The 24,851-nt window shown below is 71.1% G+C and carries 16 protein-coding genes; 9 read left to right on the top strand and 7 right to left on the bottom strand.

All coding sequences use genetic code 11. The features are described 5' to 3' along the window. Positions 1–100: 100 nt before the first annotated feature. Complete coding sequence (locus tag AMK11_RS02310; RefSeq protein WP_073722358.1) at positions 101–3,103, top strand: bifunctional [glutamine synthetase] adenylyltransferase/[glutamine synthetase]-adenylyl-L-tyrosine phosphorylase; 3,003 nt, start codon at positions 101–103, stop codon at positions 3,101–3,103. Positions 3,104–3,113: 10 nt separating this feature from the next. Here AMK11_RS02310 and AMK11_RS02305 read toward each other — a convergent pair whose 3' ends face one another. Continuing rightward, positions 3,114–3,977 (bottom strand): phosphatase PAP2 family protein, encoded by an 864-nt coding sequence (locus tag AMK11_RS02305; RefSeq protein ID WP_073722356.1) that lies wholly within the window; start codon positions 3,975–3,977, stop codon positions 3,114–3,116. A gap of 95 nt (positions 3,978–4,072) precedes the next feature. Next, positions 4,073–5,107, bottom strand: coding sequence for a LacI family DNA-binding transcriptional regulator (locus AMK11_RS02300; RefSeq protein ID WP_073722354.1), 1,035 nt, complete (start codon positions 5,105–5,107; stop codon positions 4,073–4,075). A 412-nt stretch (positions 5,108–5,519) separates the two neighbouring features. On the opposite strand from AMK11_RS02300, the gene AMK11_RS02295 reads away from it, so the two are divergent. The 4 genes from AMK11_RS02295 (at position 5,520) to AMK11_RS02280 (ending at position 10,645) form a co-directional block, all read left to right on the top strand. After that, the gene (locus tag AMK11_RS02295) at positions 5,520–6,791 is read left to right on the top strand and encodes an extracellular solute-binding protein (RefSeq protein ID WP_073722352.1); all 1,272 of its coding nucleotides are present in this window, start codon (positions 5,520–5,522) and stop codon (positions 6,789–6,791) included. Between the two features lie 118 nt (positions 6,792–6,909). Continuing rightward, positions 6,910–7,914 carry a carbohydrate ABC transporter permease gene (locus AMK11_RS02290; protein ID WP_073722350.1) on the top strand — a complete coding sequence of 335 codons (1,005 nt, stop codon included), beginning with the start codon at positions 6,910–6,912 and terminating at the stop codon, positions 7,912–7,914. Positions 7,915–7,927: 13 nt separating this feature from the next. After that, on the top strand, positions 7,928–8,842 hold the full coding sequence (locus tag AMK11_RS02285; RefSeq protein WP_073722348.1) for a sugar ABC transporter permease: 915 nt from the start codon (positions 7,928–7,930) through the stop codon (positions 8,840–8,842). Positions 8,843–8,956: 114 nt separating this feature from the next. Beyond that, complete coding sequence (locus tag AMK11_RS02280; RefSeq protein ID WP_073722346.1) at positions 8,957–10,645, top strand: glycoside hydrolase family 13 protein; 1,689 nt, start codon at positions 8,957–8,959, stop codon at positions 10,643–10,645. 43 nt (positions 10,646–10,688) lie between these two features. Here AMK11_RS02280 and AMK11_RS02275 read toward each other — a convergent pair whose 3' ends face one another. After that, entirely contained in the window at positions 10,689–11,705 is a 1,017-nt protein-coding gene (locus tag AMK11_RS02275) for a hypothetical protein (RefSeq protein ID WP_073722315.1), read from the bottom strand. 191 nt (positions 11,706–11,896) lie between these two features. Here AMK11_RS02275 and AMK11_RS02270 point away from each other — a divergent pair, with 191 nt between their 5' ends. From AMK11_RS02270 to AMK11_RS02260, 3 genes are all read left to right on the top strand, one after another. Continuing rightward, positions 11,897–13,270 (top strand): alpha-amylase, encoded by a 1,374-nt coding sequence (locus AMK11_RS02270; RefSeq protein WP_079187168.1) that lies wholly within the window; start codon positions 11,897–11,899, stop codon positions 13,268–13,270. Positions 13,271–13,412: 142 nt separating this feature from the next. Beyond that, a complete protein-coding gene (gene pulA / locus AMK11_RS02265; RefSeq protein ID WP_073722313.1) occupies positions 13,413–18,830 on the top strand; it encodes a pullulanase-type alpha-1,6-glucosidase in 5,418 nt (1,805 codons plus the stop codon). A gap of 232 nt (positions 18,831–19,062) precedes the next feature. Then, a complete protein-coding gene (locus AMK11_RS02260) occupies positions 19,063–19,419 on the top strand; it encodes a 5-carboxymethyl-2-hydroxymuconate Delta-isomerase (protein WP_073722311.1) in 357 nt (118 codons plus the stop codon). Here the strand turns inward: AMK11_RS02260 and AMK11_RS02255 are convergent. From AMK11_RS02255 to AMK11_RS02245, 3 genes are all read right to left on the bottom strand, one after another. Continuing rightward, positions 19,416–20,105: a TetR/AcrR family transcriptional regulator gene (locus tag AMK11_RS02255; protein WP_073722309.1), complete on the bottom strand. Its 690-nt coding sequence runs from the start codon at positions 20,103–20,105 to the stop codon at positions 19,416–19,418. The genes AMK11_RS02260 and AMK11_RS02255 overlap by 4 nt on opposite strands. Positions 20,106–20,185: 80 nt before the next feature. Further along, the gene (locus tag AMK11_RS02250; protein ID WP_073722307.1) at positions 20,186–22,117 is read right to left on the bottom strand and encodes a hypothetical protein; all 1,932 of its coding nucleotides are present in this window, start codon (positions 22,115–22,117) and stop codon (positions 20,186–20,188) included. A gap of 44 nt (positions 22,118–22,161) precedes the next feature. Continuing rightward, positions 22,162–22,647, bottom strand: coding sequence for a tetratricopeptide repeat protein (locus AMK11_RS02245; protein ID WP_241846881.1), 486 nt, complete (start codon positions 22,645–22,647; stop codon positions 22,162–22,164). 161 nt (positions 22,648–22,808) lie between these two features. Here AMK11_RS02245 and AMK11_RS02240 point away from each other — a divergent pair, with 161 nt between their 5' ends. Beyond that, entirely contained in the window at positions 22,809–23,237 is a 429-nt protein-coding gene (locus AMK11_RS02240; RefSeq protein ID WP_073722303.1) for a hypothetical protein, read from the top strand. 84 nt (positions 23,238–23,321) lie between these two features. Here the strand turns inward: AMK11_RS02240 and AMK11_RS02235 are convergent, their stop codons facing one another. Then, a complete protein-coding gene (locus tag AMK11_RS02235) occupies positions 23,322–24,830 on the bottom strand; it encodes a DUF1996 domain-containing protein (protein WP_073722301.1) in 1,509 nt (502 codons plus the stop codon). Between the last annotated feature and the right edge of the window lie 21 nt (positions 24,831–24,851).

Genomic DNA, 24,851 nt, shown 5'->3' with positions numbered 1-24,851 from the left:
TACGAGTCCGGAGCGGGCCACCGGAAGCCCGGATACGCTCAGCTCTGTACCACCCCCTTCACCACCCCCTTGATCCCACAGGTCCGACAAGGAGGCCGAGATGACGGCGCCGGGGCGCAGGAGCAGTACCTTCACGCGGCTGCTGCGGCACGGCTTCACCCATCCCTCGGCCGCCGAGCGGCTCCTGGACGGCGCGGAGCTGGCGCCGGTCCGCAACGACCCCGTGCTGCTGGAAGCCCTCGGCGCCACCGCCGACCCCGACCTCGCCCTGCACGGCCTGGTCCGGCTCCTGGAGGCGCAGCCCGACCCCACCGCCCGCCGGGAGCTGCTGGACACCCTGATAGCGGCCAAGCCCCTGCGGGACCGTCTCCTCGGTGTGCTCGGCGCCTCCGAGGCGCTCGCCGACCACCTCGCCCGGCACGCCGGCGACTGGCAGGCACTCGTCACCTACGAACCCCGTGACCTGCACCGCGGCGTGGACGACTTCGAGCGGGGTCTCGCCGAGGCCGACGACCCGGTCTCGCTGCGCGTCGCCTACCGGCGCTGCCTGCTGTCCATCGCCGCCCGCGACGTGTGCGGCACCATCGACGTCGCCGAGACCGCCGCCGAACTGGCCGACCTCGCCACCGCCACCCTGCGCGCCGCCCTCGCCCTCGCCGAGGCCGCCGCGCCCGAGGACGCCGCGCTGTGCCGGCTGGCGGTGATCGCGATGGGCAAGTGCGGCGGACACGAGCTGAACTACGTCTCCGACGTGGATGTCATCTTCGTCGGAGAGGCGGCGGACGGCGGCCCCGACGCCGACGAGACCAAGGCGCTGCGCGCCGCGACCTCGCTCGCCTCGCACATGATGCGGATCTGCTCCGAGACCACCGTCGAGGGCTCCATCTGGCCCGTCGACGCCAACCTCCGCCCCGAGGGCCGCAACGGCCCGCTGGTGCGCACCCTCAGCAGCCATGTCGCCTACTACCAGCGCTGGGCCAAGACCTGGGAGTTCCAGGCGCTGCTCAAGGCCCGCCCGGTGGCCGGCGACCCCGGCCTCGGCGCCGAGTACGTCGCCGCCCTCCAGCCCCTGGTGTGGCAGGCCGCCGACCGCGAGAACTTCGTGCCGGACGTGCAGAAGATGCGCCGCCGGGTGGTGGAGAACATCCCGGCCGCCGAGGTCGACCGCCAGCTCAAGCTCGGCCCGGGCGGCCTCAGGGACGTCGAGTTCGCCGTGCAGCTGCTCCAGCTGGTGCACGGCCGGGCCGACACCTCCCTGCACAGCGGTACGACGCTGGACGCGCTGGAGGCGCTGGCCGCGGGCGGGTACGTGGGCCGGGCGGACGCCGCCCAGCTCGACGAGGCGTACCGCTTCCTGCGCTCCATGGAGCACCGCATCCAGCTGCACCGGCTGCGGCGCACCCACCTTGTGCCCGAGGACGAGGCCGACCTGCGCCGCCTCGGCCGCTCCCTCGGCCTGCGCACCGACCCGGTGCCCGGCCTGCTGCGCGCCTGGAAACGGCACGCCTCCGTCGTACGGCGGCTGCACGAGAAGCTGTTCTACCGGCCGCTGCTCGACGCGGTGGCCCAGCTCGCGCCGGGGGAGGTCCGGCTCAGCGCGGAGGCGGCCCGCGAACGCCTGGTCGCCCTCGGGTACGCCGACCCGGCCGCCGCCCTGCGGCACCTGGAGGCGCTGGCGTCGGGCGTCACCCGCAAGGCGGCCATCCAGCGGACGCTGCTGCCGGTGCTGCTGGGCTGGTTCGCGGACTCCGCCGACCCGGACACCGGCCTGCTCAACTTCCGCAAGGTCTCCGACGCGCTCGGCAACACGCCCTGGTACCTGCGGCTGCTGCGGGACGAGGGCGCCGCCGCCGAGAACCTCGCCCGCGTGCTCTCCGCCGGTCGGCTCGCCCCCGACCTGCTGATGCGGGCACCGGAGGCGGTCGCGCTGCTCGGCGACGGCAACTCCGGGGGGCTGGCGCCGCGCGGCCGGGCCCAGCTGGAGCAGGAGACGCTCGCCGCGGTCCGCCGCGCCGACGGCGCCGTCCAGGCGGTCACCGCGGTGCGCGGGGTACGCCGCCGGGAGCTGTTCCGTACGGCCGCCGCGGACATCGTCGGCTCCTACGGCACCGAGGCGCAGCCCGTCGAGGCCGACCAGGGCGCCCTGGTGGACCGGGTCGGCGGCGCCGTGTCCGACCTGACGGCGGCGACGCTGGCGGGCACGCTGAGGGCGGTCGTGCGGGAGGGCTGGGGCGACACCCTGCCGACCCGGTTCACGATCATCGGCATGGGCCGCTTCGGCGGGCACGAACTGGGCTACGGCTCGGACGCGGACGTGCTCTTCGTCCACGAACCGCAGGACGGGGTCGACGAACGGGAGGCGGCGGACGCGGCCAACAAGGTCGTCGCCGAGATGCGGCGCCTGCTCCAGGTGCCCAGCGCCGACCCGCCGCTGCTGATCGACGCCGACCTGCGGCCCGAGGGCAAGTCCGGGCCGCTGGTGCGCACGCTCAAGTCGTACGAGGCGTACTACCGGCGCTGGTCGCTGGTGTGGGAGCGGCACGCGCTGCTGCGGGCCGAGTTCGTGGCCGGGGACGAGGATCTGGGGCGCCGGTTCACCGAGCTGGTCGACCCGTTGCGGTACCCGGCGGACGGGCTCGGTGACGACGCGGTGCGGGAGATCCGGCGGCTCAAGGCCCGGATGGAGTCCGAGCGGCTGCCGCGCGGCGCGGACCCCAAGCTGCACGCGAAACTCGGGCCGGGCGGGCTCTCCGACGTCGAGTGGACGGTGCAGCTGATGCAGCTGCGGCACGGGCACGCGGAGGCCGGGCTGCGGACCACCCGGACGCGGGCGGCACTGGCGGCGGCGTGCGAGGCCGGCCTCGTCTCCGAGGAGCACGCGGCGACGCTCGACGAGGCCTGGGTGCTGGCGACGCGGGTGCGCAACGCGGTGATGCTGGTGCGGGGGAGGGCGGGGGACACCTTCCCGACCGATCCGCGGGAGCTGGCGGCGGTGGGGCGGTACCTGGGGCACGGCTCCGGGCACGCGGGAGACATGCTGGACGAGTACCGGCGTACGGCGCGGAGGGCGCGGGTGGTGGTGGAGGAGCTGTTCTACGAGTAGCCGCCCCGCGCTACGCGCGCATGGGCGACCACGCCCCGCGCCGCGCACCCACCCGCGGCACGTCCCTCGGCAACGCGTGCGGCAGCGCCCCGTACCAGGCGAAGGCCACCGCGTACCCGAACCCCAGACACAGCACGCCCCCCACCGCGTCCAGCCAGAAGTGGTTGGCGGTCGCCACGATCACCACCAGCGTCAGGGCCGGGTACACCAGACCCAGCACCCGCACCCACGGCACCGAGGCCAGCGCGAAGATCGTCAGCCCGCTCCACACCGACCACCCGATGTGCATCGACGGCATCGCCGCGTACTGGTTGGACATGTTCTTCAGGTCGCCGGACGCCATCGAGCCCCACGTGTCGTGGACCAGCACGGTGTCGATGAAGTTCCCGCCGTTCATCAGCCGCGGCGGGGCGAGCGGATACAGGTAGTAACCGACCAGGGCGACGCCCGTCGTCGCGAAGAGGACCAGCCGGGTCGCCGCGTAGCGCCCGGGATGGCTGCGGTAGAGCCACACCAGGACACCCAGCGTCACCACGAAGTGCAGCGTCGCGTAGTAGTAGTTCATGCCGACGACCAGCCAGGTCACCGAGTTCACGGCGTGGTTGACCGACTGCTCGACGGCGATGCCCAGTTGCTGCTCGACGTGCCAGATCCAGTCGGCGTTGCGCAGCGCCTGGCCCCGCTGCTCGGGCACCGCGTTGCGGATGAGCGAGTACGTCCAGTAACTGATCGCGATCAGCAGGATCTCGAACCACAGGCGGGGCCGGCGCGGGGCGCGGAGACGGCGCAGGAGGCCCCGCCCCGTCTCCTCCGTGACGGGGTGCGGAACGCCTGGTTCCCGGCGTTCCGGAGTCCTCACGGTCACGTCACCCATAGGCATGAAGTCTGCCAGAAAAGCCCTGTCCCACCGATCATCCCCCGGGAGGATCCGGGCCGCATCCGGCCACTACGGGACGGGCGTGACGGACGTCAGGGCCGGCTCCGGTCGCCCGGCGCCGACGCCGTCGAACCGCGCACCACCAGCTCCGGCATGAACACGAACTCGCTGTGCGGCGCGGGCGTCCCGCCGATCTCCTCCAGCAGCGTGCGCACCGCCGCCTGTCCCATCGCGGGCACCGGCTTGCGGACGGTCGTCAGCGGCGGGTCGGTGAAGGCGATCAGCGGCGAGTCGTCGAAGCCGACGACCGAGATGTCCTTGGGCACGTCCAGCCCGCGCTGCCGGGCCGCCCGTATCGCGCCCAGCGCCATCATGTCGCTGGCGCAGACCACGGCCGTGCAGTCGCGGTCCATGAGGGCGGTGGCCGCCGCCTGGCCGCCCTCCAGGGTGTACAGGGAGTGCTGGACGAGTTCCTTGCGCACCGTCTCGGCGTTCAGGTCCAGCTGTTCCTGGACCGTGCGGACGAACCCCTCGATCTTGCGCTGCACCGGCACGAACCGCTGCGGTCCGAGGGCCAGCCCGATCCGGGTGTGGCCGAGCGAGACCAGGTGCGTGACCGCCAGGCTCATCGCGGCGCGGTCGTCGGGGGAGATGAACGGCGCCTGCACCTTCGAGGAGAAGCCGTCGACGAGGACGAAGGGCACGCCCTGCGCGCGCAGCCGCTCGTAGCGCTGCATGTCGGCGGTGGTGTCGGCGTGCAGACCGGAGACGTAGATGATGCCGGCGACGCCCCGGTCGACCAGCATCTCGGTCAGCTCGTCCTCGGTGGAGCCGCCCGGGGTCTGGGTGGCGAGCACCGGGGTGTACCCCTGCCGGGTCAGCGCCTGCCCGATGACCTGGGCGAGCGCCGGGAATATCGGGTTCTCCAGCTCCGGGGTGATCAGACCGACCAGGCCCTCGCTGCGCTGCCGCAGCCTGACGGGCCGCTCGTAGCCGAGCACGTCGAGGGCGGCCAGTACGGACTGGCGAGTGGTGGCGGCGACGCCCGGCTTCCCGTTGAGGACCCGGCTGACCGTCGCTTCGCTCACCCCCGCCTGGGCGGCGATGTCGGCAAGCCGTGTGGTCACAGGGGTGGACTGTACCTGTCGGCCGCCCCCTTGCACACCGATCGGGCGCCGTGGGCGGCCTGTTGGACGGCCCGTCGGACGGCCCGGCGCGGGCTGCTGCGTCATCGCGCTCCCTCGAGAAAGTGATGGCAAGAGCTTGCAGAGTCTTGCACAACCGGCCTGGACGCCGCTCGACCCCCGTAACAAACCGCTCTCGCCCTGTAAGCAAGCGTCTCACGGCGGTCGCCAGGAGGTCACGCCCGAATAACTTCGGAGATCTCTTGCACTTTTTTGCTGCAAGACCTTTCGCGTCGCTTTCAACGCTGTTACGTTCACGTCGCCCGACGGCGCCAACGACGCGGTCGGTGTCGGCAGGAGCGGCGGACGGGCCCGCACCCTGCACCACACGGGCTTTCACCCTCAAGGAGAACTCATGCGGCGTGGCATAGCGGCCACCGCTCTGGTGGCGTCCCTCGCCCTCGCGGCGACGGCGTGCGGCGGGGACGGCGACAGCGACAGCGAGTCCGGCGGACCGGTCACCATCACCTACTGGGACACCTCCAACGCGACCAACGAGGCGCCGACCTACAAGGCCCTGGTCAAGGAGTTCGAGGCCGCCAACAAGGGCATCAAGGTCAACTTCGTCAACGTGCCCTTCGACCAGGCGCAGAACAAGTTCGACACCGCCGCCGGTGCCTCGGGCGCCCCGGACGTGCTGCGCACGGACGTCGGCTGGACCGCCGCCTTCGCCAAGAAGGGCTTCTTCCTGCCGCTGGACGGCACCGAGGCCCTCGCCGAGCAGGACAAGTTCCAGCCCAAGCTGATCGAGCAGGCCAAGTACGAGGGCAAGACCTACGGCGTCCCGCTGGTCACCGACACCCTCGCCTTCGTCTACAACAAGGCACTGTTCGAGAAGGCCGGCGTCGAGGTCCCCAAGAACTGGGACGAGCTGAAGAAGGCCGCCGCCACCATCAAGGACAAGACCGGCGTCGACGGCTACTGGGCCTCCACCGCCGGCTACTACGCGCAGCCGTTCCTCTACGGCGAAGGCACCGACACGGTCGACGTCGAGGCCAAGAAGATCACCGTCAACTCGCCCGAGGCGAAGAAGGCGTACGGCACCTGGCTGAGCCTCTTCGACGGCAAGGGCCTGCACAAGGCCGACACCACCGCCGACGCCTACGCCCACATCCAGGAGGCGTTCGTCAGCGGCAAGGTCGCCTCGATCATCCAGGGCCCGTGGGAGATCACCAACTTCTACAAGGGCTCGGCGTTCAAGGACAAGAACAACCTCGGCATCGCCACCGTCCCGGCCGGCTCCACCGGCAAGGCGGGCGCCCCGACCGGCGGCCACAACCTCTCGGTCTACGCCGGCTCGGACAAGGCCCACCAGGAGGCGGCGCTGAAGTTCGTGAAGTTCATGACCTCGGCGAAGTCCCAGGAGACCGTCGCCCTGAAGAACTCCACGCTGCCCACCCGCGACGACGCCTACACCGCCGAGGTCAAGGCCGACCCGGGCATCGCAGGCTTCCAGACGGTCCTGCCCGCCGCCCAGCCGCGCCCGTCGCTGCCGGAGTACAGCTCCCTGCTGACCCCGCTGGACGACGAGCTGCCGCAGATCGCCGGCGGCAAGAAGTCCCTGGACGAGGGGCTGGGCGACGCCGAGACCGCGATCGCCAAGCTGGTGCCGGACTTCAGCAAGTGAGTCCGCGTGGCCGCCGGGTCCCCACCGGAGGGGAGGGACCCGGCGGCCACCGGCCGTGCGCCGCACCCCCGACCTGCTGACCTGCTGACCTTCCCGATGCTCCCGAAGGTGTCGAACCATGACAGTCGCCATCGACCGCGCGACCGGCAAGCGCCGCGGTGACCGCACCCCGCGGCCCGGCCTCGGCCGGCGTCTGAAAGACGGCTACCAGAAGCACTGGTACGCCTACGCCATGATCGCGCCGGTGGCCGTCGTGATCGGCGTCCTCGTGCTGTACCCGCTGGGCTACGGCCTCTACCTCACCCTCACCGACGCCAACAGCCTCAACAGCGCGCGCACCATCGGCGTCAACGAGATCGAGGCCACCTACCAGTTCGTCGGCCTGGACAACTACGCCGACATCCTGTGGGGCCCGACGGCGTACGACCGGTTCTGGTCCCACTTCATCTGGACCATCGTGTGGACGGCGGTCTGCGTCGGCCTGCACTTCTTCATCGGCCTCGGCCTCGCCCTGCTGCTCAACCAGAAGCTGCGCGGCCGCACCTTCTACCGGCTGATCCTGGTCCTGCCGTGGGCCGTGCCCACCTTCGTCACCGTCTTCGGCTGGCGCTTCATGCTCGCCGACCAGGGCATCATCAACTCCGGCCTGGACTGGCTGCACCTGCCCACGCCCGCGTGGCTGGAGGACACCTTCTGGCAGCGGTTCTCCGCGATCATGGTGAACACCTGGTGCGGCGTGCCCTTCATGATGGTCTCGCTCCTCGGCGGCCTGCAGTCCATCGACAACAGTCTCTACGAGGCCGCCGAGATGGACGGCGCCAACGCCTGGCAGCGGTTCCGCTACGTCACCCTGCCCGGCCTCAGGTCGGTCAGCTCCACGGTCGTCCTGCTCGGTGTCATCTGGACCTTCAACCAGTTCGCCGTGATCTTCCTGCTGTTCGGCAACACCGCCCCCGAGGCGCAGATCCTCGTCACCTGGGCGTACCAGCTCGGCTTCGGACAGCAGCCGCGCGACTTCGCGCAGTCCGCGGCCTACGGCATCCTGCTGCTGGCCATCCTGATCGTCTTCACCTCCTTCTACCGCCGCTGGCTGAACCGCAATGAGCAGCAGCTCGCGATCTGAGGCAGGAGCCACCATGAGCACTACGACCGTTCCGGCGTCCGCTCCGGCCGAGCAGGCCGGCACCGCGCCCGCCGCCCCGCCGCGCAAGGTGCGCTCCCGCGGCGAGCGCAGCCGCGTCGCCTCCCTGGCCTCGCACGGCATCCTGACCGTGGCGAGCCTCGTCGCCCTCTTCCCGGTCGCCTGGCTGGTCTACCTGTCCCTCGGCCCGGACAAGAACGACTACCTGCACCCCGAGCGCATCTGGTCGAAGATGACCTTCGACAACTACGTCTTCGTGCTCCAGGAGACCAACTTCTTCGAGTGGCTGAAGAGCTCGCTGATCGTCTCGCTGGGCACCACGGTCATCGGCGTCATGGTCGCCGCCACCACCGGCTACGCGGTCTCGCGGATGCGCTTCCCGGGCTACCGCAAGCTCATGTGGGTCCTCCTGGTCACCCAGATGTTCCCCATCGCCGTGCTGATCGTGCCCATGTACCAGATCCTGTCGCAGCTCCGGCTCGTCGACAGCTACTTCGGCCTGATCCTCGTCTACTGCTCGACCGCGGTGCCGTACTGCGCGTGGCTGCTCAAGGGCTACTTCGACACCATCCCGTTCGAGATCGACGAGGCCGGACGCGTCGACGGACTGACCCCCTTCGGCACCTTCTTCCGGCTGATCCTGCCGCTGGCCCGGCCGGGCCTGGCGGTGGCCGGCTTCTACAGCTTCATCACGGCCTTCGGCGAGGTCGCCTTCGCCTCGACGTTCATGCTGAGCGACACGAAGTACACCTTCGCGGTCGGACTGCAGAGCTTCATCAGCGAGCACGACGCGCAGCGTCACCTGATGGCGGCCACCGCCGTGCTCGTCGCGATACCCGTCTCCGCGTTCTTCTACCTCGTGCAGAAGAACCTGGTGACCGGCCTCACCGCCGGCGGCACCAAGGGCTGACGCCCGGCCGGGAAAACGTCCGGCCGCGGTGCCCATCCGACCCCGCAGCACCGCGGCCGGCCGCCCCCCACCCATGCCTCGATGACCAGAACTCCGTCTCATCCCAAGGACGACATGAGCCAGCAGCCTTCCGCCGCACCGGCCTCCACCCCCACCTCCGCCACCGCGACCGTCGCGCGGCGCCGCGACTGGTGGCGGGACGCGGTGATCTACCAGGTGTACCCGCGCAGCTTCGCCGACAGCAACGGCGACGGCATGGGCGACCTGGAGGGTGTCCGCACCCGTCTGCCGTACCTGCGCGACCTGGGCGTGGACGCCGTGTGGCTCAGCCCCTTCTACGCCTCCCCGCAGGCCGACGCCGGCTACGACGTCGCCGACTACCGGGCCGTCGACCCCATGTTCGGCAACCTGCTGGACGCCGACGCGCTGATCCGCGACGCGCACGCGCTGGGCCTGCGCATCATCGTCGACCTGGTCCCCAACCACTCCTCCGACCAGTACGAGTGGTTCAGGCGGGCCCTCGCCGAGGGCCCCGGCTCCCCGGCCCGCGACCGCTACCACTTCCGTCCCGGCAAGGGCGCGAACGGCGAGCTGCCGCCCAACGACTGGGAGTCCATCTTCGGCGGCCCCGCCTGGACCCGGGTCACCGAGCCGGACGGGACGCCGGGGGAGTGGTACCTGCACCTCTTCGCCCCCGAGCAGCCCGACTTCAACTGGGAGCACCCGGCCGTCGGCGACGAGTTCCGCTCCATCCTGCGCTTCTGGCTGGACATGGGCGTGGACGGCTTCCGCATCGACGTCGCGCACGGCATGGTGAAGGCCGAGGGGCTGCCGGACCTCGGATCCCACGAGGAACTGCGGATGCTGGGCAACGATGTCACGCCGTTCTTCGACCAGGACGGCGTTCACGACATCTACCGCCAGTGGCGGCGCATCCTCGACGAGTACAGCGGCGAGCGGATCTTCGTCGCCGAGGCGTGGACCCCGACCGTCGAGCGCACCGCCAACTACGTCCGCCCCGACGAACTGCACCAGGCCTTCAACTTCCAGTACCTGGGCACCCACTGGGACGCCGAGGAGCTGCGTACCGTCATCGATCGCACGCTGGACGCCATGCGCCCGGTCGGTGCCCCGGCGACCTGGGTCCTGTCCAACCACGACGTCACCCGGCACGCCACCCGCTTCGCCAACCCGGCCGGCCTCGGCACCCAGATCCGCCTGGCCGGCGACCGCGAACTGGGCCTGCGCAGGGCACGGGCGGCCACCCTCCTCATGCTGGCGCTGCCCGGCTCGGCCTACGTCTACCAGGGCGAGGAGCTGGGCCTCCCGGACGTCGTCGACCTGCCGGACGAGGTGCGCCAGGACCCCGCGTACTTCCGGGGTGCCGGCCAGGACGGTTACCGCGACGGCTGCCGGGTGCCGATCCCGTGGACCCGCGAGGGCTCCTCGTACGGCTTCGGCGACGGCGGCAGCTGGCTGCCGCAGCCGGCGACCTGGGGCGAGCTGAGCGTCGAGGCCCAGACCGGCGAGCCCGGCTCGACCCTGGAGCTGTACCGCGCCGCGCTGGCGGTCCGCCGCGAACAGGCCGACCTGGGCGCGGGCGACGCCGTGGAGTGGCTGCGCGCATCCGAGGGTGTCCTCGCCTTCCGGCGCGGGGAGTTCGTGTGCGTGGCCAACACGGGCGGCGAGTCAGTGGTCATGCCGTCGTACGGCCGCCTGCTGCTGGCCAGCGGTGAGGTGACCGAGGTGGACGGCGAGGCGAAGGTGCCGGCGGACACGACGGTGTGGTGGACGCGGGCCTGACCGCCCGCCGGGAGGGGTCCGCCACCGCGGGCCCCTCCCGGCGTCATCCGTCGCGCCGGGCCCACCGGGCGGCCCGGACCGTCCCGCCCTCTATCTCCTCGCGGGGCAGGCCCAGTCCCAGCGACGTCTCCAGGGCGTGGAAGTACAAGGTGAACTCGTCGGTCAGCTCGGGGTGGTCCAGTTCGGCGCGGCGCAGGGCCCGGTTGAGGAAGTCGAGTTGCCCGCCGCGGACGTACGGGGTGCGGCCCCGGTCGTAGTAGATCAGCTCGATGATGCCGTCGTCGTCGAGGCGGCGGCCGTCGCGCACGTAGTCGAACGTGTAGATGGCCTTGCCGAGGCAGGCGCTCAGTTCCACGGTCTCCGTCACACCCAGCTCGGCGAACGCGGCCGCGTCGGCCCGGGTGCCGGGCGCCGTCTCGTGGTACAGCAGGAACGTCCAGTCGCCGCTCTGTCCGAAGCAGTAGCTCTGCCAGTCGGTGGGCCAGTTGCCGTATGAGCCGCCGTTCCCCTCGCTCAGGTCCGACAGGCGGGTCCCGGCGGCGACGTGTTCCGGGTCGGCTCCATACAGCAGGGCGATCCGCTCGGCGCTGACGTTCTCGCCGCGGAAGAACTCCAGGGATGTGTAGGGGGCCTGCTCGCGCCACGAGCCGGCGATCCAGGCGAAGCCCTCCAGCGGGTCGCGTCCGCAGGGCGGCGCCGGTTCCGTACCGTCCGGGCCGCCACCGCGGAAGCTGCGGCCCCAGGCGGGGTCTATCCGGTCCATCAGCGCGGCCTGCCCGGCGATGGTCGCGTCGAGCCCGCGGACGGCCTCCTCGGCGAGGAAGTACAGCGTCTCGTCGAGGTCCCGGGCGATGAAGGCGTTGTCGTGAGGGCCGTGGTAGCCGCACACCGAGCCGTCCTCTTCCAGGACGAGGTACAGGCCGGCGTACCCGTCCTCCGCGTGGTCCTCGTACTGCTCGTACGACGTGCCGGTGGGCGGGAACTCGGCGTCGTCGAGCAGGTCGGAGCCTGCGGCCAGCCGGTGCCAGGCCTGCTTGAGTGCGTCCTCGGTGATCTGCATGGGTGCAGTATGCGACCGGGTACTGACAGTCCCCGGCGCCGACTTCGCACCGACCACTGCCCTTTCGGTCGATGAACCCTTAACATCTCCGTCACCGCAAGGTTTCTGAAGGTTTCAGCAAGAGTCTTCAAGTGGACCTTCTGGGCCCTGCGGCTCCCCACAACGCCTTCGACGATGAAGGAAGACCCCACATGGCACGCAGAGCCCTCACGGCGGCCGTCGCACTCGCGGCAGCTTCCGTTGTCATGACCCCGACGAACGCGCAGGCCTCCCCGCCCGGCGCCAAGGACGTCACCGCCGTCCTCTTCGAGTGGAACTTCGCCTCCGTGGCCAGGGAGTGCACGAACACCCTCGGCCCCGCCGGCTACGGGTACGTCCAGGTCTCCCCGCCCGCCGAGCACATACAGGGCGGGCAGTGGTGGACCTCCTACCAGCCGGTCAGCTACAAGATCGCCGGCCGGCTCGGCGACCGCACCGCCTTCAAGAACATGGTGGACACCTGCCACGCGGCCGGGGTGAAGGTCGTCGCCGACGCCGTGGTCAACCACATGTCGGCGGGCAGCGGCACGGGCACCGGCGGCTCCTCGTACGGCAAGTACGACTACCCCGGCATCTACTCCTCGTACGACTTCGACGACTGCCGCTCCGAGATCAACAACTACCGGGACCGGTACAACGTCCAGCACTGCGAACTGGTCGGCCTCGCCGACCTCGACACCGGCGAGGAGTACGTCCGCGGCAGGATCGCCGGGTACCTGAACGACCTGCTCTCCCTCGGCGTCGACGGCTTCCGCATCGACGCCGCCAAGCACATCCCGGCCGCCGACCTCGCGAACATCAAGTCCCGGCTGACCGATCCGGGGGTGTACTGGAAGCACGAGGTCATCTACGGGGCGGGCGAGGCCGTCCAGCCGACCGAGTACACCGGCAGCGGTGACGTGCAGGAGTTCCGGTACGCGTACGACCTCAAGCGTGTCTTCAACAACGAGAAGCTCGCCTACCTGAGGAACTACGGCGAGGGCTGGGGTTACATGGGCAGCGGTGTGGCCGGCGTCTTCGTCGACAACCACGACACCGAGCGCAACGGCTCCACCCTCAACTACAAGGACAACGCCAACTACACCCTGGCCAACGTCTTCATGCTGGCCTGGCCCTACGGCGCCCCCGACATCAACTCCGGCTACGAGTGGTCCAACCACGACGCCGGACCGCCGAACGGCGGTCAGGTCAACGCCTGCTGGCAGGACGGCTGGAAGTGCCAGCACGCCTGGCCGGAGATCAAGTCGATGGTCGCCTTCCGCAACGCCACCCGCGGACAGGCCGTCACGAACTGGTGGGACAACGGCAACGACGCCATCGCCTTCGGGCGCGGGAACAAGGGCTACGTCGCCGTCAACCACGAGCCGGGCGCCCTGACCCGCACCTACCAGACCTCGCTGCCGGCGGGGACGTACTGCGACGTCCAGAGCGGCAAGCCGGTGACCGTGAACGGCTCCGGACAGTTCACCGCGACGCTCGGCGCCAACACGGCGCTCGCGCTGTACGCCGGGAAGTCCTCCTGCTGAACGGGCCGACCGGGCAGGGGTCGTGAGAGTTCGTGAAAGTTCTTTCCGTTGCTTTCACGACCCTTGCCGCAAGTCTTGCGTCGGCGCTACCGTCTCGCCGGGGTCGGACCCGATCGAGCCGTCATCGCAAGGAGCTCACGCCGTGATACCGAGAAGGCCGGTGCCTGTCGCGCGCCGCACCGCACGAGCGAGACGGGTCGCGGCCGTCACCGTGGCCGCGCTCGCCGCAGCCCTCCTCCCACCCCTCGCCGCGCGGGCCGACGCCCCGCCGAGGCCACCGTCCGACGCGAAGCTCGCCAAGGCCGACGCCCGGCACGACCTCACCCGCGAGCAGTTCTACTTCGTCCTGCCGGACCGCTTCGCCAACGGCGACACCCGCAACGACAGGGGCGGACTGACCGGAAGCCGCCTCACCACCGGCTACGACCCCACCGACAAGGGCTTCTACCAGGGCGGCGACCTCAAGGGCATCACCCAGAAGCTCGACTACATCAAGGGCCTGGGCACCACCGCCATCTGGATGGCGCCCATCTTCAAGAACCAGCCCGTGCAGGGCACCGGGGACAACGCCTCGGCCGGCTACCACGGCTACTGGATCACCGACTTCACCCAGGTCGACCCGCACTTCGGCACCAACCAGGACCTGAAGAACCTCATCTCCAAGGCCCATTCCAAGGGCATGAAGGTCTTCTTCGACGTCATCACCAACCACACCGCCGACGTCGTCGACTACGAGGAGAAGTCCTACGACTACCTCTCCAAGGGCGCCTTCCCCTACCTGACCGAGGACGGCGAGCCCTTCGACGACGCCGACTACGCGGACGGCGAGCGCCGCTTCCCCCGTACCGACTCCGGCGCCTTCCCGCGCACGCCCACCGTCCCCGCCGACAAGCGCCGGCTCAAGGTCCCGTCCTGGCTCAACGACCCCGCGATGTACCACAACCGCGGCGACTCCACCTGGGCCGGCGAGTCCACCACGTACGGCGACTTCTCCGGCCTCGACGACCTGTGGACCGAACGTCCCGAGGTCGTCAGCGGCATGGAGAAGATCTACCAGCGGTGGGTCAAGGACTTCGACATCGACGGCTTCCGGATCGACACCGTGAAGCACGTCAACATGGAGTTCTGGACCCAGTGGGCCACCGCCCTCGACGCCTACGCGGCGAAGAAGGGCCGGGACGACTTCTTCATGTTCGGCGAGGTCTACTCCGCCGACACCGCCGTCACCTCCCCGTACGTCACCGAGGGCCGCCTGGACTCCACCCTCGACTTCCCCTTCCAGGACGCGGCCCGCGCCTACGCCTCCCAGGGCGGCAGCGCCCAGAAGCTCGCCGCCGTCTACGGCGACGACTGGAAGTACACGACCGACAAGGCCAACGCCTACGAACAGGTCACCTTCCTCGGCAACCACGACATGGGCCGCATCGGCACCTTCCTCAAGCAGGACGACCCCGGGGCCACCGACGCCGAACTGCTGAAGAAGGCCAGGCTCGCCAACGAACTGATGTTCCTCGGCCGCGGCAACCCGGTGATCTACTACGGCGACGAGCAGGGCTTCACCGGCGCGGGCGGCGACAAGGACGCCCGCCAGACCATGTTCGCCTCCCGCACCGCCGACTACCTCGACGACGACCAGCTCGGCACCGACCGCACCCACGCCGAGGACGCCTACGACACGGGCGCGCCCCTGTACCGGCAGATCAGCGACCTCGCCGAGCTCCGCAAGGCCCATCCCGCCCTCGCCGACGGGGTCCAGACCGAGCGCTACGCGGCCGACGGCGCCGGCGTCTACGCCTTCTCCCGCACCGACGCCGCACGCGGCACCGAGTACGTCGTCGCCTTCAACAACGCCGACGAGGCGAGGACGGTGACCTTCGCGACCGGCTCCGCGCACATGGCCTTCCAGGGCATCTACGGCACCGACGAGGACGTGAAGTCCGGCGCCGACAAGAAGGTCACGGTCACCGTCCCGGCCGGATCGGCCGTCGTCCTGAAGGCGGCGGGCCGCCTCGCCGAGCCCGCCACCGAGCCCGGCGTCACCCTGAAGGCCCCCGAGCCCGGCGCCACCGGCACCGTCGAGCTGACGGCCGACGTCACCGGCGGACGGCTCAACCGCGTCGTATTCGCCGCCCAGACCGGCGACGGCGAGTGGCGCACCCTCGGCTCCGCCGACCACGCCCCCTACAAGGTCACGGACTCCGTCCCCGAGGACACCCCGGCCGGCACCGCCCTGCGCTACAAGGCCGTCGTGATCGACTCGGCGGGCCGTACGGCGAGCGCCACGGCCGCTTCGACGACCGGCACCCCGCCCGTCGAAACGCCGCCCACCGCCGCCTCCCGCGACTACGCGATCGTCCACTACAAGCGCGAGGACGGGAACTACGACGACTGGGGCCTGTACGCCTGGGGCGACCTCGCCGAGGGCGAGGCCACCGAATGGCCGAAGAGCCACCCCTTCACCGGCCGCGACGCCTACGGCGCCTTCGCCTACGTCAAGCTCAAGCCCGGCGCCTCGAACGTCGGCTTCCTCGTCATCGACAAGGACGGCAACAAGGACGTCTCCGCCGACCGCACCATCGACGTCACGCAGACCGGTGAGGTGTGGATCGAGCAGGGCAAGGAACAGGTCGTCACCGAGCGGCCCGACTACCCGGCCCAGGACACCAGCAAGGCCGTCCTGCACTACCACCGTGCCGACGGCGACTACGACGGCTGGGGCCTGCACGTCTGGGGCGGCGCCGCGAACCCCACCGACTGGTCGAAGCCGCTGACGCCGGTCAAGACTGACTCCTATGGCGCGGTCTTCGAAGTACCCCTCACCGAGGGTGCCACCAGCATCGGCTACATCGTCCACAAGGGCGACGAGAAGGACCTGCCCACCGACCAGGCCCTGGACCTCAGGGCCAAGGGGCACGAGGTGTGGCTGGTGAGCGGCGAGGAGGAGTACCTGCTGCCGCAGCCGGCCGGCTCCGCGGCCGCCGTCGACCTCGGCACCGCCAAGGCCGTCTGGATCGACCGGAACACCGTCGCCTGGAACGGCTCCGCGGGCGCCGCCTCCACCCAGCTGCTCGCCTCCCGCACCGGCGGCATCAAGGCCGAGGACGGCACCCTCACCGCCGACGACGGGACGAGCTGGCTCCGCCTCACGAAGACGGCCCTCACGGACGCCCAGAAGGCCGAGTTCCCGCACCTGAGGGAGTACACCGCCTGGTCCGTCGACCCGCGCGACCGCGACCGGGTCCGCACGGCCCTGCGCGGCCAGGTCGTCGCCACCCAGCGCGCCGCCAACGGCGCTGTCCTCGCGGCGACCGGCGTGCAGATCGCCGGCGTCCTGGACGACCTCTACGCGGCCGAGGCGACCAAGGCCGGCCTCGGCCCCGTCTTCCGCCACGGCCGCCCCACCCTCTCCCTGTGGGCACCGACCGCACAGGACGTACGGCTGGAGATCGGCGACCGCACGGTCCGCATGCGGCGCGACGACGCCACCGGCGTCTGGTCCGTGCGCGGCCCGCGTTCCTGGAAGGGCGAGTCCTACCGCTACGCCGTCAAGGTGTGGGCGCCCGAGGCCGGGAAGGTCGTCACCAACAAGGTCACCGACCCGTACTCCCTCGCCCTGACCACCGACTCCGAGCGCAGCCTCGTCGTCGACCTGGACGACCGGAGACTCGCCCCGCGCGGCTGGCACAGCTACGACAAGCCCGAGGCCGTGCCGCTCAGGGACGCCCAGATCCAGGAGCTGCACATCCGCGACTTCTCCGTCGCGGACCGCACGGCGGACCCGGACCACCGGGGCACCTACCTCGCCTTCACCGACGACGGGAGCGACGGCTCGAAGCACCTGCGCGAGCTGGCGGAGGCCGGCACGTCGTACGTGCACCTGCTGCCCGCCTTCGACATCGCCACCATCCCCGAGAAGAAGTCCGACCAGGCCACCGTCGACTGCGACCTCGCCGCGCTCCCCGCCGACTCCGACAAGCAGCAGGAGTGCGTGGCGAAGGCGGCGGCGAAGGACGCCTACAACTGGGGCTACGACCCGTACCACTACACGGTCCCCGAGGGCTCCTACGCCACCGACCCGGACGGCACCGCCCGCACGGTCGAGTTCCGCGAGATGGTCAAGGCGCTCAACGAGGACGGCCTGCGGGTCGTCATGGACGTCGTCTACAACCACACGGCGGCGAGCGGCCAGGCGAGGACCAGCGTCCTCGACCGGATCGTCCCCGGCTACTACCAGCGGCTCCTGCCCGACGGCTCGGTGGCCAACAGCACCTGCTGCGCCAACACCGCCACCGAGAACGCCATGATGGGCAAGCTCGTCGTCGACTCGGTCGTCACCTGGGCCAAGGAGTACAAGGTCGACGGCTTCCGCTTCGACCTCATGGGCCACCACCCGAAGGAGAACATCCTCGCCGTCCGCGAGGCGCTGGACGCGCTGACCCTGAAGAAGGACGGCGTCGACGGCAAGAAGATCATCCTGTACGGCGAGGGCTGGAACTTCGGCGAGGTCGCCGACGACGCCCGCTTCACGCAGGCCACGCAGAAGAACATGGCCGGCACCGGCATCGCGACCTTCTCCGACCGCGCCCGCGACGCCGTGCGCGGCGGCGGCCCCTTCGACGAGGACCCCGGCGTGCAGGGCTTCGCCTCCGGCCTCTACACCGAGCCCAACGGCTCGGAGGCCAACGGCACCGAGGCCGAGCAGAAGGCCCGGCTCCTGCACTACCAGGACCTGATCAAGGTCGGCCTGACCGGCAACCTCGCCGACTACACCTTCACGGACACCGACGGCAAGGAGGTCAAGGGCTCCGAGGTCGACTACAACGGCGCCCCCGCCGGATACGCCGAGGCCCCGGGCGACGCCCTCGCCTACGCCGACGCGCACGACAACGAGTCCCTGTTCGACGCGCTCGCCTTCAAGCTGCCGACTTCGGTGAACGCGGACGACCGGGCCCGCATGCAGGTCCTCGCCATGGCCACCGCCGCCCTCTCCCAGGGACCGGCGCTCTCCCAGGCCGGCACCGACCTGCTGCGCTCCAAGTCGCTGGACCGCAACTCCTACGACAGCGGCGACTGGTTCAACGCCATCCACTGGAACTGCGCCGACGGCAACGGCTTCGGCCGCGGTCTGCCCCCGGCCGCCGACAACCAGGACAAGTGGCCCTACGCCAAGCCCCTGCTCGGCTCGGTGCAGGTCGGCTGCCCGCAGATCACCGGCGCCTCGGCGGCGTACCGGGACCTGTTGAAGATCCGTACGGGCGAGCGGGACTTCTCCCTCGCCACGGCGGAGCAGGTGCAGTCCCGGCTCACCTTCCCGCTCTCCGGGAAGCACGAGACACCCGGAGTGATCACCATGCGCCTCGGTGACCTGGTGGTCGTCTTCAACGCCACCCCCGAGGCGCAGGAGCAGCGGATCGAGGCGGCGGCCGGGACCGGCTACCGGCTGCACCCGGTGCAGGCGGCGGGCGCGGACCCGGTGGTGAAGAAGTCCGCGTACGCGGCGAAGACCGGCACGTTCACCGTGCCCGCCCGGACGGTTTCTGTGTTCCGGCGAGCCGGCTGAGCGTGATCGGGTAAGCTGCTCGACGTGCGTTGCGAGAACCAAGCGCGCACATCGTGCCGAGCGAGAACCAAGCCGACACAGCATCATCTTTGCTTGCAGTACCGAACCGGGCAGGTTCCGTCCCGGCTGGTGTTGATGGAGTAAGTCCCTGCCGGTCGTTGATCTGCGGGGCCTCCTGAGCCAGGAATTCCCCTGCTTCGGCTGGGGGAGGGTTCAAGCAACGGGAGGGCTCATGCCGCAGATCACCGTCGACTACTCCGCCTCGCTCGCGGACGACTTCGACCGGCCCGCGTTCGCGCGGGCCCTGCACGGCGCCGTCGTGGAGATCGCGGCCGCCAGGCCGCCGGCGTGCAAGACGCAGTTCCGCCGCGCCGAGGACACCACGGTCGGCCCCGACACCGACGGGCACGCCGTCGTGCACGTCACCCTGGGGCTGCTCGCGGGGCGCACGGACGAGACCAAGGCGCGTCTGACCGAGGCCGTGCTGGAGCTGCTGCGGCAGCACGTGAAGCCGGGCGACGGCCTCGCCCTGCACGCCTCGGCGGAGGTCCGAGACCTCGATCCGTCGTACCGGAAGTTCGAGAGTTAGCCCACGAGCGAGGTGAGCCGGCCGGCCAGGTCCCCGAAGGGGCCGTCGGCCGGCTCGTTCGCGACGACGTGGCGCAGCAGGGCGGCCATCTCCTCGTCGTGGGCGGCGCTCACCGCCGTCAGCGCGGCGAAGTCGTGCACGAGCTGGACCTCCAGCTCGGCGCGCGGGATGCGGCGCCCGTCCAGCCAGATCAGGGCCGTCGACTCGGCCAGCGAGATCCAGGAGCGCACGACCAGTTCCAGGCGGGCGGGCGGGTCGGTGACACCCAGATGCGAAAGGATCTGGTCGTACGCGGCCTGCCGTACGGAGTCCACGAGCGCGTTCGTCCGCGAGGAGCCGACCGCCGGGCCGCCGCGCATCAGCGCCGAGAAACCGGGGCCGTGCTCGTCCACGAAGTCGAAGTAGCGGCCCATGACGCGCAGCAGCCGCGCGCCCAGCGGACCTTCCGCCGGCTCCACGAACCGGGCCGCCAGATCGTCCGCGGCCCGCTGCAACGCGGCCTCGTACAGGCTGAGTTTGCCGGGGAAGTAGTGGTAGACCAGCGGGCGGGAGATACCCGCGGCCGACGCTATCTCGTCGATGGAGACCTCGTCGGGCGAGCGGCGGCTGAACAGATCGAGGGCGACGCCGATCAGTTGCTGCCGCCGTTCCTCGACGCCCATTCTGCGGCGTACCCCGGTAGTCATACGAACACCTTACCGATCGAATTCAGCCTTCGAACGGCCCGGATCAGACACAGGTGTTCCGTTGGCCCGTACCGGTGGGGTTACCGCAGTCCGCTGATCGTCCGGCCGCTGTCCAGGGTGCCCTTCAGCTCCGCCTGCGCGCCCTGCTCGCCCTTCGCCGTCAGCAGGTTGCCTTCGGCCGAGTCGCTGATGCCGCCCGTCGCCTCGACCGACCGCGTGTCGCGGTCGCCGGCGGCGAGCAGGTACCAGTGCCCGCCCTCCGACTTCCACAGCACCCCGGCCAGCACGTGCGGGTCGCGCTCACCGCACGCCGGCACGTCCTGCGCCTTCGCCGCCACCGCGCCCTGGGCCCCGCCCGGTGTGCGGAACTGCGCCAGCACCCCGGCCCCCTCGCCCCGCCAGGTCTCGGCCCGAGTACACACCCAGTCGCCCGAGCCGCTGGCGTCGGGCAGCGGCTGCGCGGCGAACTGCCAGGCGTTCACCGACCGCACGCCCTGTCCGCGCACCGCGCCGAGCGAGCACGCGTACGGCGCCCAGTCGGCTCGGGCCCCGGCCCCGGAGACGTCCTTCGCCGCACCGGGGCGGCCGGTGGTGAGGCGGGCCGGGACCAGCTCGCCGAGGTCGGTCGCCAGCCGGGTGGCCGAGCCGTCGGTCAGCTCCAGCACGTTCCAGGACGTACACGCCCCGGACTGCCGCTGCACCGGGCTGGCCAGCGGCGAGGTCACCCCGTCGGTCAGCGTCAGGGCACGGGCGTCGGAGTCCGGGTCGGCGAGGTCGCGCACGGCGGCCTTCGTCACCCACGGCGCCGTCAGATAGCGGACGTTGCCGTCGGCACGGCCCAGGACCACCGCGGTGGCCTCGGCCCGGCCGGCGCCGTCGGTGCGCGCGAAGTCCAGGGCGGCGCCCGCCGTGCCGTCCTTCGGCTCGGCGTACCGGGCGAGGCGCAGTCCGTCGTGCAGGATCACCACGCGCGCGTTGTCGACGGTCCCGGCGTACAGCAGCTGGGGCGGGCCGGAGGGGCCGCCGGTCGGGGTGCCGGGCGTCGCCGAGACGCCCACGCTCTCGCCGGGCCGCGCCCACACGGCGAGGGCCCGGCGCAGCAGTTCCTCGTCGCCGGTGAGGTCGCCGCGCGCCGGCCACACCGAGAAGTCGGTGCGCGCGGAGGTCTCCCAGGCGGCCGGGGCGGCCTTCGTCAGCTCGGCCGGGTCCAGGGCCGCCTCGGCCGCCGGGTTCTGCGCGTACGACGGGGCGGCGGCGCCGTCCGGCCCCCAGCCGTCGCCGGGCATGCCCAGCAGCGTCCCGCACACCACCAGGGCCGCCCCGGCGACCAGCGCCGCCCGCGTGTGCTGGCGGCGGCGCATCAGGTCGGTCGGCCGGGCCTGCAGCGAGCAGGGGTCGTACTCGGAGGAGGTGAGCAGCGTGTACTGCGCGGGTACCTCGTCGGCCTCCCGCAGCGCGGCGTCCGCGTCGGCGACCCCGGCGGCTTCGAGCAGCTGCCGCACGTCCGGGTCGGGGAGCTGCTCCAGGCCCCGCAGGACGTAGGCCGCACGGCCGGGCGCGGAGAGGGCGGACAGCCGCTGGTCGAGGGAGAGTTCGTCGGCCCCGCCGGAGCGCGGGAAGAGCTTGAGCCCGCGCACCTGGGGCAGCAGGGGCGGCAGCTGGGAGCGCTTGGGCCACGCACGCCGCTTGAGCGGGCGGGCGGCCTCCAGCGCCGCACGGACCACGCGGAGGCGGACCAGCGCGTACCCGGGATCCACCTCCCGGCCGGTCGACTGGGCCGGGATCACGGGAGCCGTCGTCCGGTTCCGGGGCAGGGCACGCTGGGTGAGGGAGTGCGCGGACAGGACGCGGCGGCCCCGGCCCAGGCCCGGCGGCAGCACCAGGTAGGCGAGCCGGGCCAGGCGCGGGTAGTGCTCGACGAGCGCGGCCTCGGCCTGCTCGACGTCGACGACCGGGTCGGCCGGGGAGGCGGAGGACGGTGCGGGGCGCGGGGCGACATCCTGTGACTGCACGTTCAGCAGAACGAGCGAATGGGTGGATGGTCACCATGCCCAGGTCAGTCCTCGGGTTCCACCAAGGCGCGCGCGTAGGCGGCCATCGACCGCTGGTAGCGCGGCAGATGGGGCGCGAGCGCGCCGAGCGCCAGCGACAGTCCTTCTCGGTCGCGGCCCATGCTCGACAGGCACAGGGCGAGCGTGGCGCGCACGGCGTCGTCCAACTCGTCCGACGGCGCGAGCAGTTCCGGCGACAGCAGCTTGACGCCCTCCTCCGGCTCACCGATGTTCCGCAGCGAGCTGGAGAGCTGGATCTTCGCCCGGCGCCCCTTGTAGCGGCTGACCTCGCCCAGCCCGCGCTCCAGCGCCTCGCGGTACAGCGGCACCGCCCGGTCCGAGTGGCCGGTGGAGTCCCAGGCGCAGGCCCGCTCGAACAGGCCGAGCGGACTGTCCGCCGGCAACTCGTCGGCGAGGGCGTCGATCACCGCGCGGAAGTCGGCGGCACCGTCCTCGGCGTAGTCGTCGGCCGTCGCCCACGCGGCGGTCACACGGTCTTCCCAGTCCTGGTCCACAGCGCCACTCTCGCACGGGTACCCCCGGAACGACACCGGGGTTTCTGAATGGTTCGCGCCCCGCGGCCGTATCGATGGCGAGAGCCCCTCGCAGGGGGCTCCGCACGGCATGTCGCCGGAACGGACCGGAGGAACAGATGAGGCTGACCCGACCGATGCTCGCGCCGGCCGCGGCGGCGGTACTGGTGCTGACCGGCTGCGGCTCCGACGGGGACGGCGAGGCGGCCGTGCCCGAGACCGCGACCGGCAGCCTGGAGCACCTGGCCGCCGAGGTGAAGTGCGAGCCCGACATGCAGACCGACGCCGACACCATCCGCCAGGCCCTCTGCGGGACGGGCGACGAGAAGTACGTCCTCGCCACCTTCGCCACCGACCGCGGGCAGCGCGAGTGGATCAACACGGCCAAGGACTACGGCGGCTACTACCTCGTCGGCCGCAAGTGGGTCGCCGTCGGCCACGAGGACGTCGTGGCGGACCTGCGCGGCCGGCTCGGCGGCACCCTGGAGCAGGGCACCCGGCACGGCGGCGGCAGCCATCCGGCGGGGCACGGCGGGCACGGCGGCTGACCTCGGACGGGGACGCGCGAGGGGCCGGTGACGGTTGCACGTCACCGGCCCCGTAAGTGCTGTGGCGGGAAGCCAGGGGAGGGACTACTGGCAGTCCTCGCCGCTGTTGATGCAGTCGACCACCTCGTTCATCAGGTCCTCGTCCATGACGTTGATGAAGTCGTTGTGATCGGTGATCGGCTTGTGCAGCTGCTCCGGGAAGCTGTCCACGGCGTACGGGTTCCGCACCTGACCGTTCTCGACGGTCGGGGTGGGGATGTCGTACACCAGGCGGACCTGCAGCTGGGGAATGGCCTGGAAGCCGTTCGGGCAGCCGCCGTCCTCCTGCACGAAGGCCATGTGGTCGCGGTGGTTGGCGCTGTCGATGTTCTCGCCGTCCCAGCAGCTCTGGAAGTTCGACGTGCGCACCACCTGGCTGCCGTCGGGGCAGAGCGGGTACTTGTCGGTGACCTGGCGGTCCTCGAAGCCGGTGCAGCTCCACGAACTGTTGGCGTTGGCGTCGCCGTTGGTGAAGGACTTGGCGTCACCGGTGATGATCCGCAGGAACTTCGGCATGGCGACCACGTCGCTCTGCTTGTTGCCGACGAACTTCAGCTCGGCCTGCGCCGGCTTGAGGATCTTGCCGACGTTGCCGTCCGCGCCACCGCCCAGGTCGTTCGCGTCGAACTCCTCGGTGCCGTCCTGGAGCCGCAGCACCGGCCAGTAGTACGTCGACTTGTCGCCCTGGTTCTGGCACGAGGTGTCGGCGTTCGCCAGGTCCTCGTCACTGGAGAAGGCGTCGTTGTCCTGGTTGCCGACGTAGTCGTGCACGTGGTGCGCGCCGTTGTCGACGCCGGGGGCGGCGATCAGGTTGTCGCTGTTGAACAGGTTGTTCTCGTTGACACCGCAGTCCGTGGTGAAGGTGCCCGTGGAACCGCCGTCGCCGTCGGCGGCCAGACCGTTCTCGCTGTCGCGGGAGTCCGGCTCGACGTCGTTGATGTCGATGAAGTCGTCGGCGACCGGGCCCGCGGCGCCGTTGCCGTTGTCGTCCTGGTTCTGACCGTCGTCCTGGCCCTGGCCGTCCCCGTTCTGACCGTCGCCGTTCTGGCCGCCGTCGTTCTGGCCGTCGCCGTTCTGCGGCTGTTCCGCGGGCTGTCCCTGGCAGCCGGCCAGGCGGTCCAGGTCGTCGTCGGCCCGGCCGCCGGCCCGGTTGATCTCCAGCTGGATCCGGTCGATGATCGCCTTCCGCCGGTCCTTGAGCGGTCCGAGGATGGTGTTCTCGACGAACCGCGGGTCACCCGCCTGCGCGCGCCGCGTGGTGGCGAGGCGCTTGTAGGCCTCGGTGATCTGGCTGTCCATCGTGGCCAGCTCGCCGTCGACCTCCCCCCGCGCGCGGTCCGGCACGTCGGACAGCTCCTGGCCGACGTCGGGACAGTCGATCGTCGCGACCTGCGCCGCGGCCGACCTCGTCCGGTTGTGCGCCGGATTCTCCTCGTGCGCCGAGGCGTAGAAGTTGGCCCAGACCAGCCCGCCCCCGCCGACCGCCAGGGCCGCCGCCCCGGCTACGACCTTGGTGGCCAGCGGCGTACGGCGTTTTCTCGTGTTGCGTCCCATGGAACTCCTCTTTGACTTCCT

The sequence above is a fragment of the Streptomyces sp. CB02414 genome (genome assembly GCF_001905385.1).
Classification (GTDB): domain Bacteria; phylum Actinomycetota; class Actinomycetes; order Streptomycetales; family Streptomycetaceae; genus Streptomyces.
This window is presented reverse-complemented; position numbering and strand designations above follow the sequence as displayed.